The 17,657-nt window shown below is 63.7% G+C and carries 14 protein-coding genes; 6 read left to right on the top strand and 8 right to left on the bottom strand.

Features of this window, described 5'->3' with window-relative positions:
* Positions 1-153 precede the first annotated feature (153 nt).
* Complete coding sequence (locus HG549_RS05855) at positions 154-2,745, bottom strand: glycosyltransferase (RefSeq protein ID WP_170028629.1); 2,592 nt, start codon at positions 2,743-2,745, stop codon at positions 154-156.
* A 119-nt stretch (positions 2,746-2,864) separates the two neighbouring features.
* On the opposite strand from HG549_RS05855, the gene tcdA reads away from it, so the two are divergent.
* On the top strand, positions 2,865-3,671 hold the full coding sequence (gene tcdA / locus HG549_RS05860) for a tRNA cyclic N6-threonylcarbamoyladenosine(37) synthase TcdA (protein ID WP_170028631.1): 807 nt from the start codon (positions 2,865-2,867) through the stop codon (positions 3,669-3,671).
* Between the two features lie 114 nt (positions 3,672-3,785).
* Here the strand turns inward: tcdA and HG549_RS05865 are convergent, their stop codons facing one another.
* The 4 genes from HG549_RS05865 to HG549_RS05880 all read right to left on the bottom strand — a co-directional run bounded on the left by HG549_RS05865 (position 3,786) and on the right by HG549_RS05880 (position 6,904).
* Positions 3,786-4,196: a SufE family protein gene (locus tag HG549_RS05865; RefSeq protein WP_170028633.1), complete on the bottom strand. Its 411-nt coding sequence runs from the start codon at positions 4,194-4,196 to the stop codon at positions 3,786-3,788.
* The gene (locus tag HG549_RS05870) at positions 4,193-5,398 is read right to left on the bottom strand and encodes a cysteine desulfurase (protein ID WP_170028635.1); all 1,206 of its coding nucleotides are present in this window, start codon (positions 5,396-5,398) and stop codon (positions 4,193-4,195) included. The genes HG549_RS05865 and HG549_RS05870 overlap by 4 nt, the downstream gene beginning before the upstream one ends.
* Before the next feature lie 92 nt (positions 5,399-5,490).
* Positions 5,491-6,525, bottom strand: coding sequence for a 2,3,4,5-tetrahydropyridine-2,6-dicarboxylate N-succinyltransferase (gene dapD, locus HG549_RS05875; protein ID WP_170028637.1), 1,035 nt, complete (start codon positions 6,523-6,525; stop codon positions 5,491-5,493).
* A 31-nt stretch (positions 6,526-6,556) separates the two neighbouring features.
* Positions 6,557-6,904 carry an ArsC family reductase gene (locus HG549_RS05880; protein WP_170028639.1) on the bottom strand — a complete coding sequence of 116 codons (348 nt, stop codon included), beginning with the start codon at positions 6,902-6,904 and terminating at the stop codon, positions 6,557-6,559.
* A 551-nt stretch (positions 6,905-7,455) separates the two neighbouring features.
* Between HG549_RS05880 and HG549_RS05885 the strand changes: the two genes are divergently transcribed.
* Positions 7,456-9,102 carry a Na+/H+ antiporter gene (locus tag HG549_RS05885; RefSeq protein WP_170028641.1) on the top strand — a complete coding sequence of 549 codons (1,647 nt, stop codon included), beginning with the start codon at positions 7,456-7,458 and terminating at the stop codon, positions 9,100-9,102.
* A 110-nt stretch (positions 9,103-9,212) separates the two neighbouring features.
* On the opposite strand, the gene dapC is transcribed toward HG549_RS05885, so the two are convergent.
* From dapC to map, 3 genes are read right to left on the bottom strand one after another with little or no spacing between them, the layout of a single operon-like run.
* Positions 9,213-10,409: a succinyldiaminopimelate transaminase gene (dapC, locus tag HG549_RS05890; RefSeq protein WP_170028643.1), complete on the bottom strand. Its 1,197-nt coding sequence runs from the start codon at positions 10,407-10,409 to the stop codon at positions 9,213-9,215.
* A 30-nt stretch (positions 10,410-10,439) separates the two neighbouring features.
* A complete protein-coding gene (locus tag HG549_RS05895; RefSeq protein WP_170028644.1) occupies positions 10,440-13,142 on the bottom strand; it encodes a [protein-PII] uridylyltransferase in 2,703 nt (900 codons plus the stop codon).
* 43 nt (positions 13,143-13,185) lie between these two features.
* Complete coding sequence (map, locus tag HG549_RS05900) at positions 13,186-13,968, bottom strand: type I methionyl aminopeptidase (protein WP_170028645.1); 783 nt, start codon at positions 13,966-13,968, stop codon at positions 13,186-13,188.
* Positions 13,969-14,383: 415 nt separating this feature from the next.
* Between map and rpsB the strand changes: the two genes are divergently transcribed.
* From rpsB to frr, 4 genes are all read left to right on the top strand, one after another.
* The gene (rpsB, locus tag HG549_RS05905) at positions 14,384-15,121 is read left to right on the top strand and encodes a 30S ribosomal protein S2 (RefSeq protein ID WP_046616139.1); all 738 of its coding nucleotides are present in this window, start codon (positions 14,384-14,386) and stop codon (positions 15,119-15,121) included.
* Positions 15,122-15,308: 187 nt separating this feature from the next.
* Positions 15,309-16,172, top strand: a complete 864-nt coding sequence (tsf, locus tag HG549_RS05910) for a translation elongation factor Ts (RefSeq protein WP_170028646.1) — start codon at positions 15,309-15,311, stop codon at positions 16,170-16,172.
* A 181-nt stretch (positions 16,173-16,353) separates the two neighbouring features.
* The gene (gene pyrH / locus HG549_RS05915) at positions 16,354-17,097 is read left to right on the top strand and encodes a UMP kinase (protein WP_003252294.1); all 744 of its coding nucleotides are present in this window, start codon (positions 16,354-16,356) and stop codon (positions 17,095-17,097) included.
* Positions 17,094-17,651, top strand: a complete 558-nt coding sequence (gene frr / locus HG549_RS05920; RefSeq protein WP_170028647.1) for a ribosome recycling factor — start codon at positions 17,094-17,096, stop codon at positions 17,649-17,651. Before pyrH ends, frr begins: the two co-directional genes overlap by 4 nt.
* The last annotated feature ends 6 nt before the right edge of the window (positions 17,652-17,657 follow it).

Consider the following 17,657-nt stretch of genomic DNA (forward strand, 5'->3'; position numbering starts at 1 on the left):
TTATATCAAACCGTCAGGCCAATGGGGCCGCTTTGCGGCCCTTTCGCGACACAAGGCCGCTCTTAAAAGCTATCGCGCCACATCTGACGGGATGCGATCCCCTGTAGGAGCGGCCTTGTGTCGCGAAAGGGGCGCAAAGCGCCCCCAAAGAACTCAAGCCTGTTGCGCCTCGGCAGCCTTTTCCCCAGGTTTGGGCAACGACGACAGAAACGCCATCACCAGCGCTGCCACATAAGGCAACGATTGCACCAGCAACATCGCCACCCAGAAGCGCATGTCCGAACTCGGCAGCCCCTGCACCAGATAGATGCCCAGTGCCGCACCCCACAGCAGCAACATGATGAACAACTCTTCCCGGGCCTCGGAAATCGCCACCAGCAAGCCATGGCTGTCGGCGTTCTTCGGCGTGCGGAAGAATGGCATGCTGCTGGTGAAGAAACCGTACAGCACGGCCTTGGCGATGGTATGCGACAACGCCAGCCCGGCCAGTGCCGCGGCAAAGGCGTCCTTAAGGTTCACCCCCACTGCGCGCCGGTAGAGGAAAATGATCTTGCCGACCTTGAAGAAGAACAGCGCCAGCGGCGGGATGGCGAAGATCATCAGCGGCGGGTCGACCCGGTGTGGCACGATGATCATCGCCGCCGACCACAGCAGCGCGCCGACGGTGAAGAAGATGTTCATGCCATCGGCGATCCAGGGCAGCCAGCCGGCCAGGAAGTGGTAGCGCTGGCCACGGGTCAGCTCGCTGCCCTTGCCGCGCAACAGCGCGCTGGCGTGGTGCTTGATGATCTGGATGGCGCCATAGGCCCAGCGGAAACGCTGCTTCTTGAAGTCGATGAAGGTGTCGGGCATCAGGCCCTTGCCGTAGCTGTTGTGGGCGTAGGCCGCCGACAGGCCCTTTTCGAACACGCGCAGGCCCAGCTCGGCGTCCTCGCAGATGCACCACTCGGCCCAGCCCAACTCTTCCAGCACGCTGCGCCGGGTCATGGTCATGGTGCCGTGCTGGATGATCGCGTCACGGTCGTTGCGGGTGACCATGCCGATGTGGAAGAAGCCCTTGTACTCGCTGTAGCAGAGCTTCTTGAAGGCGCTTTCGTGCTGGTCGCGATAATCCTGCGGCGACTGCACCACGGCGATTTTCGGGTCGGCGAAGTGCGGCACCATGTGCTTGAGCCAGTTGCGGTCGACGCAGTAGTCCGAGTCGATCACCGCAATCACCTCAGCATCCTTGGCGGTGTGCGGGATCAGGTAGTTCAGTGCGCCGCCCTTGAAGCCGGCCAATGGCGCGACGTGGAAGAACCTGAAGCGCTCGCCGAGCTTCTCGCAGTGGGCCTTGAGCGGCTCCCACACGGCCGGGTCCTTGGTGTTGTTGTCGATCACCAGCACTTCGTAGTCGGGGTAGTCCAGTGCGGCCAGGGCGTCGAGGGTCTGCTTCACCATCTCTGGCGGCTCGTTGTAGCACGGCACATGCACCGACACCTTGGGCCGATAGGCGCTGTCGGCCTGCACCGGCAGGAATTCGCGGCGGCGCTTGTGGATCCATACCGCCTCGGCCAGTTCGTGGGCCTCGGTGAGCAGGACGATGAACACCCCCAGCGCGCCAAGGGCCAGCAGCACGCCCACGGTCAGGCTGAACCAGGTGCTGTATTGCTGGCTGTAGTCGTAGGCGATCCACACCAGGACCGAGCCGCACAGGAACGTGATGAAGGTCAGGAAGGTGCGGCCGCGCTGGCGCAGGGCAGAGCCGTCGATGAACAGCACGGTCAGCGCAATCAGGGCCAGGACCACCGAGGCCACTGCCAGGGCACGCCATTGCGGGATCGCCACCACCGGGCCGTCGAAGTTGAATTTCTGCTGGCGCTCGGCGTTGTACACGCCCCAGTAGGCGCCCACCGAGCCTTCGTCACTGGCTTTCCAGGGCTGGTCATAGGCTTCGATGACGAAGTAGTTGTACCCACGGCGGTTGAGCGCGTTGACCAGGGTACGCAGGTAGATGGCCTGGTCGGCCTGGGTGGCATCGGCACCCCCGCGCATGCGGCCGTTGCTCGGCCAGCCGACTTCCGACAGCAGCAGCGGCTTGCGCGGGAACTGGTGTTTCAGTTCGCGGGCGCGGTCGAGGACGAATGCGACCGAATCCTTCATCGGCACGAATTCCCAGTACGGCAGGATGTGCGCGGCGATCAGGTCGACGTGCTTGGCCAGCTGCGGGTTTTCTTTCCAGATGTGCCACTGCTCACTGGTGGTCACCGGTACCTTGACCGCTGCCCGTACCCGGTCCAGGTACTTGATCAGGTTCTCCGGGGTGACCTCCTCGCGGAACAGCGCCTCGTTGCCGACCACTACCCGGACGACGCTGCGCGAGGTGTTGGCCAACTGGATGGCGGTGGCGATCTCACGTTCGTTGCGCTCCAGGTCCGGGCTGATCCAGATACCCAGCGTGACGCGCAGACCGAACTCCTCGGCCAGCCGCGGGATATCGGCCTGGGTGCCTTCCACGGTGTAGGTACGGATGCTGTCGGTCAGTTTGCTCAACTGCTCCAGGTCCTGGCGCATCTCGTCATCCGTCGGGTACTGGCCTTTTTGCGGGCTTTCCCCCAGGCGGAATGGCGAATACGAGAAGCCGGAGATCTGCTCGGGCCAGGCAGGGGCGGAAACCGGGCGATTGATCAGCGCCCAGAACCCGGTGAACAACGCGGCGATGGCCAGCACCACAACCAGGTTCAGGCCGAATTTACGTGAAGACATTGTCGTCCATTTGTGTCGAAGTGATACGACATTAAAGCAGGGTTGGTAGGCTCTTTCCTAACGATGCAGGCAATGGGGCCGCTGGCATATAATGCGCGCCGGTTTTTTGGGGTATGAGCATGAGCACAGAAGATCCACGCTTCGCCGGCGTTGCCCGGTTGTATGGCGACCAGGGGTTGCAGCGCCTGGGCCAGGCCCATGTGGCCGTGGTCGGTATTGGCGGGGTAGGCTCGTGGGCGGCCGAAGCACTGGCCCGCAGTGGCGTGGGCGAGATCACCCTGTTCGACCTCGACGACGTCTGCGTCAGCAACACCAACCGCCAGGCCCATGCCCTGGAAGGGCAGGTGGGGCGGCCCAAGGTCGAGGTCATGGCCGAGCGCCTGCGGGCGATCAACCCGGCCTGCAGGGTGCATGCGGTAGCCGACTTCGTCACCCGTGACAGCATGGCCGAGTACATCAGCGAAAACCTCGACTGTGTGATCGACTGCATCGACAGCGTCATGGCCAAGGCCGCGCTGATCGCCTGGTGCCGCCGGCGCAAGATCGCCATTGTCACCACCGGTGGCGCCGGTGGGCAGATCGACCCGACGCAGATCCAGATCGCCGACCTGAACAAGACCTTCAACGACCCGCTGGCTTCGCGGGTGCGTTCCACCCTGCGCCGCGACTACAACTTCTCGCGCAACGTCAGCCGCAATTATGGCGTGCCGTGCGTGTTTTCCAGCGAGCAGCTGCGCTATCCCAAGGGGGATGGCAGTGTCTGCCTGCAGAAGAGTTTTGTCGGTGAAGGTGTGCGCCTGGACTGCTCGGGTGGCTTCGGCGCGGTGATGATGGTGACCGCGACCTTCGGCATGGTGGCAGCGAGCAAGGCGGTGGAAAAGCTGGTGGCGGGGGCGCGACGGCCTTCGGAGCGGGTCAAGCCTTAATAGACCGCGTGGGCTTCTTCGCGAGCTTGCCCGCTCCCACAGGTACTGCATCTCTCTCAAGAACGATGAGGACCCTGTGGGAGCGGGCAAGCCCGCGAAGAAGCCAGCACCGATTCAACGGTTGGACGCCAGCTCCGCCATCCGCTGCAATACCGCATGCAACCCATTGCTGCGCGACGGCGAAAGCTGGCGCTCCAGGCCCAGTTGGGTAAACCACTCACGCAGATCAAGCGCGGCCAGCTCTCCACTGGACAACCCCTGCACCCGCACCAGCAGCAACGCCAGCAGCCCGCGCAGCAAACGTGCATCGCTGCTGGCCTTGAACCGCCACACCCCGTCGCTCTGCTCGGCCACCAGCCACACCAGGCTTTCACAGCCATGCACCCGGTTGGCCTCGGTCTTTTCAGCCTCAGCCAAGGGTTCCAGGCGGTCGCCCCACTGCATCAGCAAGCGCGCACGCTGTTCCCAGCCCTTGCTTTGCTCAAACGCTTCCAGCGCCTGGCAGGCCTGTGCTGGCAGGTTCATCGCAACAGCTCCAGGCCCTGGTCCAGCGCGTCGAAGAAACGCTGCAAGTCATCGCTGTCGTTGTACAGCCCCAGCGACACGCGAATGGCCCCCTCCAGCCCCAACCCCTTGAGCAACGGCATGGCGCAGTGATGTCCGGCACGCACGGCAATACCTTGCTCGGTCAGCAGGTGGGCGATATCAGCGTTGTGCACGCCTTCGATGACGAAACTGGCCAGGGCTGCCTGTGGTGCGCCAAGGATGCGCACACCATCGCGGTCTGCCAGGCCACGCAGCAAGTGCTGGTGCAGACTGGTTTCATGGCGTTCGACCGCCTGGGCATCGAGGCTGGCCAGGTAGTCCAGGGTCGCGCCCAGGCCGATCACGCCGGCAATCGGCGGGGTACCGGCCTCGAAGCCCAGCGGCGCCGGGCGGAAGCTGGCGCTATGGTACTCGGCCAGTTGCACCATCTCGCCGCCGAACTGCCAGTGGCGCAACCGCTCCAGTGCCTGGCTGCGGCCGTACAGCACGCCGACGCCTTCCGGGCCGTACAGCTTGTGGCTGGAGAACACATAGAAGTCGCAACCCAGTTGCTGCACATCGTGGCGGCCATGCACCACGCCCTGGGCACCGTCGACCACGGTCAGCGCGCCTTGCGCGCGGGCATGGGCCAGCAGTGCCGGTAGCGGCTGCCAGGTACCCAGCACGTTGGACAGCTGGCTCACCGCCAGTACCCGGGTACGTGGCCCGATCAGTTGCAGTGCCTGGTCGAGGTCGATGCGGCCCTGGCCATCCAGCGGCAGCACTACCAGGCGCAGGTTGCGCCGCTGCGCCAGTTGTTGCCAGGGCAGCAGGTTGGCGTGGTGCTCCAGGGCGCTGACGGCAATTTCATCACCGGCCTCGAAGCGCTGTTCCAGGCCATAGGCCAGCAGGTTCAGCGCCGACGTGGCGCCGTGGGTGAACACGATCTGCCGCGAATCTGCCGCATTGAGCCAGGCGGCGACCTTGTCGCGACTGGTTTCGAAAGCCTGGGTCGCGAGTGCGCCGGGCAAATGCTGGGCCCGGTGCACGTTGGCTGCGCCATGGCCGTAGTAATGGCTCAGGGCATCGAGCAGGGCTTGCGGCTTCTGGGTGGTGGCGGCGCTGTCCAGGTAGGTCTGGTGCTGCCGTTGCAGGGCGGCGATCGCGGGGAAATCGGCACGCCAGGGGGAGGGCTGGAACATGGTCGCGGGGCCTGGAAGGAAAATCGGGTCTGGCGAGGTGCCAGACCCGATCTTAACATTTCAAGCGCTGAGAATCCGCTGCTGCAGGGTTCTCAGTTGTGCGCGTGCAGCGCCTCGTTCAGCTCGATGGCCGACTTGTGGGTCTTGCACTCCACTGCACCGTTCAGCGAGTTGCGGCGGAACAGCAGGTCGGTCTGGCCGGCCAGGTCGCGGGCCTTGACCACTTTCACCAGTTGGTTGTTCTCGTCCAGCAGGTTCACCTTGGTACCAGCGGTGATGTACAGGCCGGCCTCGACGGTGTTGCGGTCGCCCAGCGGAATACCGATACCGGCGTTGGCGCCGATCAGGCAGCCTTCGCCAACCTTGATGACGATGTTGCCGCCGCCGGACAGGGTGCCCATGGTCGAGCAGCCGCCGCCCAGGTCCGAGCCCTTGCCGACGAATACGCCAGCGGAAACGCGGCCTTCGATCATGCCTGGGCCTTCGGTGCCGGCGTTAAAGTTGACGAAGCCTTCGTGCATGATGGTGGTGCCTTCGCCGATGTAGGCGCCCAGGCGTACACGGGCGGTGTCGGCGATGCGTACGCCGGCCGGGACCACGTAGTCGGTCATTTTCGGGAACTTGTCCACCGAGAACACTTCCAGCAGCTCGCCCTTCAGGCGCGCTTCCAGTTGCAGCTCGGCCAGTTCGGCCAGGTCGACTGCGCCCTGGTTGGTCCAGGCCACGTTCGGCAGCAGCGGGAAGATGCCGGCCAGGCTCACACCGTGCGGCTTGACCAGGCGGTGCGACAGCAGGTGCAGCTTGAGGTAGGCCTCTGGGGTCGAGCTCAGTGCGGTGTCTTCGGCCAGCAGGGTGGCGACCAGTGGCTTGTGGCTTTCCGCCAGGCGGGTCAGCAGGGCTGCCTGGGCGGCGTCGACGCCTTTCACGGCTTCGGCCAGTTGTGCAGCCTGGGCAGTGCTGAAGGCGATGGCCTGATTGCCGCCTTGGTAGCCGAGGATCGGCGCTACCGCTGCAACCAGCTCTGCGCTCGGGTTGAGCAGTGGTTGTGCGTAGAATACTTCCAGCCAGGCGCCCTGGCGGTTCTGGGAGCCGACACCGAAGGCCAGGCTGAACAGGGTATTGGACATGTGATTACCTCGTGCGAAATAGGGTAGGGGCTCAGGCCAGGGCAGTGGCGTAAAGGTCTGGCTTGAAGCCGACCAGGGTGCGCGTGCCAAGGTCGAGCACCGGGCGCTTGATCATTGACGGCTGGGCCAGCATCAATTCGACGGCCTTGGCCTGGTCGAGGTCGGCCTTGCTGGCGTCGTCCAGCTTGCGGAACGTGGTGCCGGCACGGTTGAGGATGATTTCCCAGCCGTGTTCGTTGCACCAGCGGTTCAGGCTGTCACGGTCGATGCCTTGGGTCTTGTAATCGTGAAATTCGTAGGCGATGGCTTTTTCGTCGAGCCAGGTACGCGCTTTTTTCATGGTGTCGCAGGCTTTGATGCCGTAGAGCGTGTAGGTCATTGTGTACATTGAGGCCACAGGCTGCCCCAATCTCTCCATTTTCGAATGTCAGTCGCGGGATTATGCGGGAACCATCCTTTGAGCGCCACGGGGGGAGCATGCCTTGGGGGTTGTAGCGCCTGGGAGATCGAGCGCCGCCTGCGCGGCGCATCGCGGATGAATCCGCTCCTACATTGGTTGCAACGTGGCCATGTCTGTCAGGCCATGGTTGTCAGCCGTGTTGGCATGACGGGCCTTCGAGGTGGGCATTGGTGCCACCTCACCTGCCTTGAGGCATGCGCCAAGGCCAGCAACCATGGCCTATCAGGTTCGGCACGTTGCAACAAATGTAGGAGCGGATTCATCCGCGATGCGCCGCGCGGGCGGCGCTCGGTCTTACAGGCACTGCAAGGCTCAACGCATGCGCCCCACGTCTTATCATGTTACATATTCATCCCTCACCTGCGACTATCGTGCAGCGGCCTCGTTTCCCGTTACCCCGCTAACATGTTGTTTCAATGGCGCTCTCTCGCCCCGCTGTCGATCTTGATTCACAAAGGAAGCCTTCCCGGATGCAGTCCGCCTATACCGTCCTCATCCTGCTGACGCTGGTCAGCGTGTCGAAGCTGGTCGGTCGCATGATTCCGCTGCCCCTGCCGCTGGTGCAGATTGCCGCTGGTGCCTTGCTGGCCTGGCCGACGCTGGGCCTGCATGTGGCCCTGGACCCCGAACTGTTCCTGTTCCTGTTCCTGCCCCCCTTGCTGTTCGCCGACGGTTGGCGCATTCCCAAGCGCGAGCTGTGGCGCATCCGCGGGCCGGTGGTGGCGCTGGCCGTGGGGCTGGTGTTGTTCACCGTAGTCGGGGCCGGTTACTTCATCCACTGGTTGCTGCCGGGCATTCCGCTGCCGGTGGCTTTCGCCCTGGCGGCAGTCTTGTCGCCGACCGACGCCGTGGCAGTGTCGGCCATTGCCCAGGACCGCCTGCCCACCCCGCTGATGCACATGCTGCAAGGCGAGGCCTTGATGAACGATGCGTCCGGCCTGGTGACCTTCAAGTTCGCCCTGGCGGCAGCGATCACCGGGGTGTTCTCGTTGACCGATGCCAGCTTCAGCTTCGTCCTGGTCGCCCTCGGCGGCCTTGCCGTGGGTGTCGCCCTGAGCTGGCTGATCGGCCGCCTGCGGGCGTGGATGATCGCCCGCGGCTGGGACGACCCGGCCACCCACGTGGTGTTCATGTTGCTGCTGCCGTTCGCCGCCTACGTGCTGGCCGAGCGCCTCGGCGTGTCGGGCATCCTCTCGGCGGTGGCGGCCGGCATGATGCAGAGCTGGCTCGACCTGCTGCCCCGGCAGACCAGTACGCGCCTGCTCAACCGCAGTGTCTGGTCGTTGCTGGAGTTCGCTTTCAATGGCCTGATCTTCCTCCTGCTGGGCCTGCAATTGCCCGACATCATCAAGGCCGTGGTCAGCCACGAAGCCACCGTATGGCCGACCCTGGCCTGGCGTTGCCTGGATGTGGTGGCAATCTTTGCCGCGTTGATCCTGCTGCGCTTCATCTGGGTGCAGAGCATCTGGCGCTCGATCGGCGTGGTCCGGCGCTGGCGCGGCAAGCCGGCGCTGGTACTGATGCCCACGGCACGCTCCTGCTGGCTGCTGACCCTGGGCGGCGTACGCGGTGCGGTCACCCTGGCCGGTGTGATGTCGATCCCGCTGTTGATCGAAGCGGGCAAGGCGTTCCCCGAGCGTGACCTGCTGATCTTCATCGCAGCCGGGGTGATCCTGCTGTCGCTGATCACCGCCTGTATCAGCCTGCCGCTGCTGCTGCGCGGGGTGACCAGGAGCCCGGACGAGCGCTTGCACCAGGAAGTGCAGGAGGCCTGGCGGCGTACTGCCGAGGCGGCGATCCACGCCCTGGAGGCAGAGGAGGTGATCGACAGCACTGCGCCGCAGGATGCTGCCCAGGCGACCCTGGCGACCGAACTCAAGGCGCGCCTGATGGCGGAATACCGGGATGAACTGGACAGCTACAACGACAGCGCCGAAGCCAAGGCCCTGGCGCAACAGATGGACCTGCTGGAGCGACGTCTGCGCCTGCGCGCGCTGCGGGCGCAGCGGCTGGAGCTGTACAACCTGCATCGCCAGCACCTGGTGGGTGACGAGGTGGTGCGGCAGGTGCTGGGCGAGCTGGACTTGAGCGAGGCGAACCTGGGATCGGTCAAATAGACCGCAGGAGGCGCCTCTTTCGCGATACCAGGCCGCTGCCAGAGGTTTCTTGCGTCCCCCTGTGGCAGCGGCCTGGTGTCGCCAGAGGGGCGCAAAGCGCCCCAGGCCGGTCAGCGGTTCTGCAGGAATTCGCGAATCCGCTCCGCTGCCTCGATGCACTCGGCCAGCGGCGCGACCAGCGCCATGCGCACGCGCCCGGCGCCCGGGTTCACCCCATCCACTTCGCGCGACAGGTACGAGCCCGGCACCACCGTTACATGCTGGGCCTCGAACAGGTCACGGGTGAATTCGGCATCGCCGCCCGGTACCTTGGCCCACAGGTAGAAGCTGCCATCCGGGCGCTGCACGTCCAGCACCGGCTGCAGGATATCCAGCACGGCATCGTACTTGGCGCGGTACTGGTCGCGGTTCTCGCGCACATGCGCCTCGTCCTGCCAGGCGGCAATGCTGGCCAGCTGGGTTTGTACCGGCATGGCGCAGCCATGGTAGGTGCGGTACAGCAAAAATGGCTTGATGATCTCGGCATCCCCGGCGACGAAGCCCGAACGCAGGCCCGGCAGGTTGGAGCGCTTGGACAGGCTGTGGAACACCACGCAGCGCTTGAAATCGCTGCGGCCGAGTTCCGCACAGGCAGTCAGCAGGCCGGGTGGCGGGGCGTCTTCGTCGAAATACAGCTCGCTGTAGCACTCGTCGGCGGCGATCACGAAGTCGTGCTGGTCGGCCAGGGCAATCAGCTTCTTCAGGGTGGCCATCGGCACCAACGCGCCGGTGGGGTTGCCCGGCGAGCACAGGAACAGGATCTGGCAACGCTGCCACACCTCGGCCGGCACAGCGTCGAAATCGGGGTTGAAGCCGTTGCTCTCCAGGCACGGCAGGTAGTGCGGGGTGGCACCAGCCAGCAGTGCTGCTCCTTCGTAGATCTGGTAGAACGGGTTGGGGCTGACCACCAGGCCGTCATCGGCGCGGTTGACCACGGCCTGGGTGAAGGCGAACAGCGCCTCGCGGGTACCGTTGACCGGCAGGATGTGGCGCTCGGCGTCCAGCCAGCCGGCCGGCACGCCGAAGCGGCGCTCGCACCACTGGCCGATCGCCTGGCGCAAGGCGGGCAGGCCGATGGTGCTGGGGTAGACCGCCAGCTTGTCGAGGTTGTCGGCCATGGCCTGGGCGACGAACGCCGGCGATTCGTGCTTCGGCTCACCGATCGACAGGGCGATGGCGCGTTTGTCCGCCGCCGGCTTCACGCTGCCCAGCAGGGCGCGGAGTTTCTCGAACGGGTAGGGCTGAAGCTGGGTCAGGGCATGGTTCATCGGCGCAAGGTCTCGTCAATCGTCTAGTCGTTAAAAAGTCACGCGGGTAGGGCTGGTGTCGCTGGCCTGGCCGGCCTGCAGCTGCTGGACGATGGCCTCCTGCAGGCGGCTGCACAGCTGTGGGTCGGACAGCGGCTGGTTGTCGGCGTCGGTGATGAAGAACACGTCCTCCACCCGCTCGCCAAGGGTGGCGATCTTGGCATTCTGCAGCGACAGGTCGAACTCCAGGAAGATCCGCCCGAGCCGCGCCAGCAGGCCTGGGCGGTCGGGCGCGGTGATCTCGAGGATGGTCACCGGCCGCTGGGCATCGTTGAGGATGGTCACCTGCGGCGGGAAGTCGAAGTGCTTGAGCTGGCGTGGCACCCGGCGCTGGATGATGGTCGGGTAGTCCTCGGGGTTGCGCAGTGCTTCGGTCAGGCCGTCGCGAATCTGCTTGACCCGCTGCGGGTTGTCGCCGATCGAGCCGCCATCGTTGTCCAGCACGATGTAGGTGTCGAGGGTGAACTGGCTGCTCGAGGTGATGATCCGCGCGTCGTGGATGTTCAGGTTCAGCTGCGACATGGCGGCCACCGTCACGGCAAAGAAATCGTGCTGGTCGGGGGCGTAGATGAAGATCTGCGTGCCGCCTTCGAATTCGCGCTGGGTGGTTTCCTTGATCAGCACCAGTGGCCCGCCGTCGGCCGGCTGCTGCAGGATCGCGTCGCTGTGCCAGGCCACGTCGGCGGCGGTGTGCTTGAGGAAGTAGTCATCGCCCAGCTGTGCCCACAATTGCTCGACGTCGTCCGGGTCGGTGCCCTCGCGCACCAGGATGTCCAGCGCCGCGGACTGGGTCTGGCGGATCTGCTCCTCGCGGTCCAGCGGGTTTTCCAGGCCGCGGCGCAGCGCGCGCTTGGTCTCGGTGTACAGCTGGCGCAGCAGGCTGGCACGCCACGAGTTCCACAGGCTGGGGTTGGTGGCGTTGATGTCGGCCACGGTCAGCACGTACAGGTAGTCCAGGCGCGTTTCATCGCCCACGTGCAGGGCAAAGTCGTTGATCACCTGTGGGTCGGACAGGTCCTTGCGCTGGGCGGTGGTCGACATTACCAGGTGGTTCTGTACCAGCCAGACGATCAGGCGGCTGTCCCAGGCCGGCAACTGGTGACGTTCGCAGAACTTCTGCGCATCCACCGCGCCCAGCTCGGAATGGTCGCCCTGGCGGCCCTTGCCGATGTCGTGGTACAGCCCGGCCAGGTAGATCAGCTCGGGCTTGGGCAGGCGCCCCATGAGCTTGCTGGCCAGCGGGAATTTCTCGGACACCGGCGTGTACTGCAGCTTGCGCAGGTGCTTGATGAGGTTGAGGGTGTGCGCATCGACCGTGTAGATGTGGAACAGGTCGTGTTGCATCTGCCCGACGATCAGGCCGAATTCCGGCAGGTAGCGGCCGAGGATGCCATAGCGGTTCATCCGCCGCAGGTTGCGGTGGATGCCGATTTCGCACTTGAACAGCTCGATGAACAGGCTGGTATTGCGGATATCGGTGCGGAAGGTGTCGTCGATCAGGTGCCGGTGTTCGCGCAGCAGGCGCACGGTATCGGCGCGCACGCCCTTGATCTCGGGGTGCTGGGCCATCAGCACGAAGATTTCCAGCATGGCGAACGGGGTGCGCTTGAACACGTTCGGCCGGGTGGCTTCTATATAGCCATCATGCAGGCGGAAGCGTGCATTCAGCGGCTGGGTAGTGCCGCTGTCGTCATCGGCGAGGATCACTTCTTCGAAGTGCTGGATGATCAGGTCGCACAACTGGCTGATGCTCATCACCACCCGGTAGTACTGCTGCATGAACTGCTCGATCGCCCGCTTGGGGTTGTCGTCGCTGTAGCCCAGCAGTGCGGCGATGCTGCGCTGGTGGTCGAACAGCAGGCGGTCCTCGGCGCGCCCGGCCAGCATGTGCAAGGCGTAGCGCACCTTCCACAGGAAGTCCTGGGAAGAGGCCAGCAGCTCGTTCTCGCTTTCCAGCAAAAAGCCTTCGCCGGCCAGCGCATGCAGGTTGAGGGTGCCGTACTGGCGGCGGGCCACCCAGAGCACGGTCTGGATGTCGCGCAGGCCACCGGGCGAACCTTTCACGTTGGGTTCGAGGTTGTACTCGGTGTCGTTGTACTTGTGGTGGCGGGCCTTGAGCTCGGCGCGCTTGGCCAGGAAGAAGTCCTTGCTCGGCCACATGTGCGTGGTGTCGGTCACCTCCAGCATGCGCTGGCGCAAGGCCTCGGGGCCGGCGATGGTGCGGCTTTCCATCAGGTTGGTGATGACCGTCAGGTCGGCGCGGGCCTGCTCGGCACACTCGTCGACGGTGCGCACGCTCTGGCCCACTTCCAGGCCGATGTCCCACAGCAGGGTGAGAAAGCGTTCGATGGCGTCGCGGTATTGCTCGTGTTCGGCGGCGCCCAGCAGGATCAGCAGGTCGATGTCCGAATGCGGGTGCAGCTCGCCGCGCCCGTAGCCGCCGACCGCGACCAGGGCGATGCCGCTGTGGTCGCCCCAGTCGAACTGGTTCCATGCCTGTTGCAGGATATTGTCGACGAGCCAGGCGCGGGCCTCGATCAGCGGGCGGATTTCGCCGCCGCTGCGAAAACGCCTGTCGAGCACCTCGCCGGCCTGGCGGATGGCCTTCTTGAAGGCGGCGATGGGGCTCGCCTTGAGGGCCAGTTCCGCCTGGAACTGGCCGCGGTCGAACAGCTCGGGATCCACCTGGGGCATCGCGTCAGGTTCCTGTCGAGGGGTGGCCGTTGGCTGAGTACGCTCAGGCCGAGGTGCGCGGGATGGTGTCGTCCTTGCGCAGGGTGAAGATCTCGTAGCCGGTCGCGGTCACCAGCAGGGTATGTTCCCACTGGGCCGAGAGCTTGCGGTCCTTGGTGATGGCGGTCCAGCCGTCGCCCAGCACCTTGGTGTCGGCCTTGCCCTGGTTGATCATCGGCTCGATGGTGAAGGTCATGCCTTCCTTCAGCTCCATGCCGGTGCCGGCGCGGCCGTAGTGCAGGATCTGCGGCTCTTCGTGGAACACCTTGCCGATACCGTGCCCGCAGAACTCGCGTACCACCGAGAAACCGTTCTTTTCCGCGTGCTTCTGGATCACTTCACCGATGTCGCCCAGGCGGCAGCCCGGCTTGACCAGCTCGATGGCCTTGTACATGCACTCCTGGGTGACCTTGGACAGGCGCTCGGCCCATACCGGCACGGTGCCGACATGGAACATGCGGCTGGTGTCGCCGTGGTAGCCGTCCTTGATCACGGTGACGTCGATGTTCAGCGTGTCACCGTCCTTGAGCGGCTTGTCGTTGGGGATGCCGTGGCAGACCACATGGTTGATCGAGGTGCAGATCGACTTCGGGTAGCCCTTGTAGTTGAGCGGCGCCGGGATGGCCTGCTGGACGTTGACGATGTAGTCGTGGCACAGGCGGTCCAGCTCTTCGGTGGTGACACCGGGCTTGACGTGTTCTTCGATCATTTCCAGCACTTCGGCGGCCAGGCGGCCGGCGATGCGCATCTTCTCGATGTCTTCTGCGGTCTTGATGGTGACGGTCATTACAGGCTCTCTACAGCGCCGCATGCGGCGCGAACAAACGGGAAAGGCCGGATTCTAGCAGAGCAGGGCGCCGATCGGTCGGGATAACATCGGAGAATTGGGCTACCGTGCAGCCCATCGCCGGCAACCCAGCGCCCAGGGCAACTGCGTTACCCTGGTGGACGCTGCCATCTCTCCATGGGGCCATTCTGGCCTGTTTGGGGAGGGGCTGCAAAAGCCGCTGACGGACGCAACAGTATCCGGGTTCCGTTCGGCCGCTGTCTGTGGTATAAAATGCGCCGCTTTCGGGGACGACCCCGTCAGTACTTAACCCACACACGTGTCGACACGATGACCTGGGTGCCCCGAGTTGCAGAATTCGCGGGTTGGTCATTGGGATACGTGGAGGCCCAACCCGACTTATCAAGGAACTATCATGTCCCAAGTCAACATGCGCGATATGCTGAAGGCCGGTGTGCACTTCGGCCACCAGACCCGTTACTGGAACCCGAAAATGGGCAAGTACATTTTCGGCGCGCGCAACAAGATCCACATCGTCAACCTGGAAAAAACCCTGCCGATGTTCAACGACGCCCTGGCGTTCGTAGAGCGCCTGGCCCAGGGCAAGAACAAGATCCTGTTCGTCGGCACCAAGCGTTCCGCTGGCAAGATCGTCGCCGAGCAAGCTGCTCGTTGCGGTTCGCCATACGTTGACCACCGTTGGTTGGGCGGCATGCTGACCAACTACAAGACCATCCGCGCTTCGATCAAGCGTCTGCGCGACCTGGAAACCCAGGCCGAAGACGGCACTTTCGCCAAGCTGACCAAGAAAGAAGCCCTGATGCGCTCCCGCGACCTGGAAAAACTGGATCGCAGCCTGGGCGGTATCAAGGACATGGGCGGTCTGCCTGACGCTCTGTTCGTTATCGACGTTGATCACGAGCGCATCGCGATCACCGAAGCCAACAAGCTGGGCATCCCGGTTATCGGCGTTGTCGATACCAACAGCAGCCCGGAAGGTGTTGACTACATCATCCCAGGTAACGATGACGCCATCCGCGCTATCGAGCTGTACATGACTTCGATGGCTGACGCAGTCATCCGTGGCCGCAACAACGTTGCCGGCGGCACCGAAGTTTACGCTGAAGAAGCGGCTGCACCTGCTGCCGAGTAATTAGACGCTAGCGTCGACTTGGCACGCAAAAAGGGGGCTCTGCCCCCTTTTTGCCACCTTGAAATCCTGCTGTCAGCATCGGCCCCGCATCATGGGCCCTGCTGAGATAGACACAGTGGATTTGCAGAATTGAACGCCCGTGAGCAACGGGTGGAATGGTTGAAAAACTTTCCAAGAGGATTTTGAAATGGCAGCAATTACTGCAGCGCTGGTCAAAGAACTGCGCGAGCGTACCGGCGAAGGCATGATGGATTGCAAGAAGGCCCTGGAAAAGGCCGGCGGCGACATCGAGAAAGCCATTGACGACATGCGTGCCTCGGGCGCCATCAAGGCCGCCAAGAAGGCTGGCAACGTCGCTGCTGAAGGCGCTATCGCCGTCAAGACCGACGGTAAATCCGCCGTCCTGCTGGAAGTGAACTCGCAGACCGACTTCCTGGCCCTGCAAGACGACTTCAAGGCTTTCGTAGCCGACAGCCTCGAAGAAGCCTTCGCCCAGAAGCTGACCGACGCCGCTCCGCTGATCGCTTCGCGTGAAGCTGCGCGTGAAGCGCTGGTCGCCAAGTGCGGCGAAAACGTCAACATCCGTCGCCTGGTGCGTGTTGAAGGTGACGTGGTCGGTGCCTACCTGCACGGCAACAAGATCGGCGCTGCCGTTGTCCTGAAAGGCGGCGACGTCGAGCTGGCCAAGAACATCGCCATGCACGTTGCAGCTTCGAACCCTGAGTTCCTGCTGCCGTCGGAAGTTTCGGCCGAAGCCATCGAGCGCGAGAAGGGCGTATTCCTGCAGCTGAACGCTGACAAGATCGCCGGCAAGCCGGAAAACATCGTCGAGAACATGATCAAAGGTCGTATCTCGAAGTTCCTGGCCGAAGCCTCGCTGGTCGAGCAGGCCTTCGTCATGAACCCGGAAGTCAAGGTTGGCGATCTGGCCAAGAAAGCCGGTGCTGAAATCGTTTCCTTCACCTACTTCAAGGTCGGCGAAGGCATCGAGAAGCCAGTCGACAACTTCGCTGAAGAAGTTGCCGCCCAGGTTGCTGCTGCCAAGCAGTAAGACAGCCCCGTCTGTCGCCCCAAAGAGGCTGCCCGCTCACGCGCGCAGCCTCTTTGTCAAAACGGAGAGGGGTTTATCCGACTCCCTCTTCGCTGGCACCGAAGCGGTGCCACGCTACAGTTAGCAGGCTGAAAACAGCCCGCACGAATTTTCTAAAAGTACGCCGCAGGAGAGACTCGCAATGGCTCAGCAGGTGAGTGGTCGCCAACCTCGCTATAAACGCATTTTGCTCAAACTTAGCGGCGAGGCCCTGATGGGCTCGGAAGACTTCGGGATCGACCCGAAGGTGCTGGATCGCATGGCCCTCGAAGTTGGCCAGCTGGTAGGCATCGGTGTCCAGGTCGGCCTGGTGATCGGCGGTGGCAACCTGTTCCGCGGTGCCGCGCTCAGCGCAGCCGGCATGGACCGTGTCACCGGTGACCACATGGGCATGCTGGCCACCGTGATGAACGGCCTGGCCATGCGCGACGCGCTGGAGCGCTCGAACATCCCGGCCCTGGTCATGTCGGCCATTTCCATGGTCGGTGTCACCGATCATTACGATCGTCGCAAAGCTATTCGCCACCTCAACTCCGGGGATGTGGTAATTTTCTCCGCCGGTACCGGCAACCCGTTCTTCACCACCGACTCCGCGGCCTGCCTGCGCGCCATCGAAATCGATGCCGACGTGGTGCTGAAGGCGACCAAGGTCGATGGTGTGTACACTGCCGATCCATTCAAGGACCCGCACGCCGAGAAATTCGATCACCTGACCTACGACGAGGTGCTGGATCGCAAGCTGGGTGTAATGGACCTGACCGCAATCTGCCTGTGCCGTGACCACAAGATGCCATTGCGGGTATTCAACATGAACAAGCCTGGCGCCCTGCTGAACATCGTGGTGGGTGGCGCTGAAGGTACTCTGATCGAGGAAGGCCAAGCATGATCAACGACATCAAGAAAGACGCGCAGGAGCGCATGACCAAGTCCCTCGAGGCCCTGGGTCGCAACCTGGCGGCAATCCGCACCGGTCGCGCTCACCCAAGCATCCTGGATAGCGTCAAGGTCCCGGCCTGGGGCAGCGAGATGCCGCTGAACCAGGTGGCCGCGATCACCGTCGAAGATGCCCGCACCCTGAAGATCGTCGCCCACGACAAGAACCTCAGCGCTGCCATCGAGAAGGCCATCCTCACCTCCGACCTGGGCCTGAACCCGTCCAGCGCCGGTACCACCATTCGTGTGCCGATGCCGGCCCTGACCGAGGAAACCCGCAAGGGCTACACCAAGCAGGCCAGCGGCGTTGCCGAGGATGCCAAGGTCGCTGTGCGCAACGTGCGCCGCGATGCCCTGGCCGACCTGAAGAAGCTGACCAAGGACAAGGAAATCAGCGAAGACGAAGAGCGTCGCGCCGCTGACGAGATCCAGAAGCTGACCGACAAGTTCGTTGCCGAAGTCGATGCTGCCTTCAAAGCCAAGGAAAAGGACCTGATGGCCGTCTAAGGCCGG

This window comes from Pseudomonas sp. SK, from assembly GCF_012975065.1.
In the GTDB taxonomy this organism is placed as follows: Bacteria; Pseudomonadota; Gammaproteobacteria; order Pseudomonadales; family Pseudomonadaceae; genus Aquipseudomonas; species Aquipseudomonas anuradhapurensis.

Bases quoted from the DNA above. Each gene is read 5' to 3' on its own strand.
- tcdA (WP_170028631.1), top strand. From the start codon at position 2,865: ATGAGCACAGAAGATCCACGCTTCGCCGGCGTTGCCCGGTTGTATGGC.
- rpsB (WP_046616139.1), top strand. From the start codon at position 14,384: ATGTCCCAAGTCAACATGCGCGATATGCTGAAGGCCGGTGTGCACTTC.
- frr (WP_170028647.1), top strand. From the start codon at position 17,094: ATGATCAACGACATCAAGAAAGACGCGCAGGAGCGCATGACCAAGTCC.
- HG549_RS05870 (WP_170028635.1), bottom strand. From the start codon at position 5,398: ATGTTCCAGCCCTCCCCCTGGCGTGCCGATTTCCCCGCGATCGCCGCC.
- HG549_RS05855 (WP_170028629.1), bottom strand. From the start codon at position 2,745: ATGTCTTCACGTAAATTCGGCCTGAACCTGGTTGTGGTGCTGGCCATC.
- pyrH (WP_003252294.1), top strand. From the start codon at position 16,354: ATGGCTCAGCAGGTGAGTGGTCGCCAACCTCGCTATAAACGCATTTTG.
- dapD (WP_170028637.1), bottom strand. From the start codon at position 6,525: ATGTCCAATACCCTGTTCAGCCTGGCCTTCGGTGTCGGCTCCCAGAAC.
- HG549_RS05865 (WP_170028633.1), bottom strand. From the start codon at position 4,196: ATGAACCTGCCAGCACAGGCCTGCCAGGCGCTGGAAGCGTTTGAGCAA.
- map (WP_170028645.1), bottom strand. From the start codon at position 13,968: ATGACCGTCACCATCAAGACCGCAGAAGACATCGAGAAGATGCGCATC.
- HG549_RS05885 (WP_170028641.1), top strand. From the start codon at position 7,456: ATGCAGTCCGCCTATACCGTCCTCATCCTGCTGACGCTGGTCAGCGTG.
- HG549_RS05895 (WP_170028644.1), bottom strand. From the start codon at position 13,142: ATGCCCCAGGTGGATCCCGAGCTGTTCGACCGCGGCCAGTTCCAGGCG.
- tsf (WP_170028646.1), top strand. From the start codon at position 15,309: ATGGCAGCAATTACTGCAGCGCTGGTCAAAGAACTGCGCGAGCGTACC.
- HG549_RS05880 (WP_170028639.1), bottom strand. From the start codon at position 6,904: ATGACCTACACGCTCTACGGCATCAAAGCCTGCGACACCATGAAAAAA.
- dapC (WP_170028643.1), bottom strand. From the start codon at position 10,409: ATGAACCATGCCCTGACCCAGCTTCAGCCCTACCCGTTCGAGAAACTC.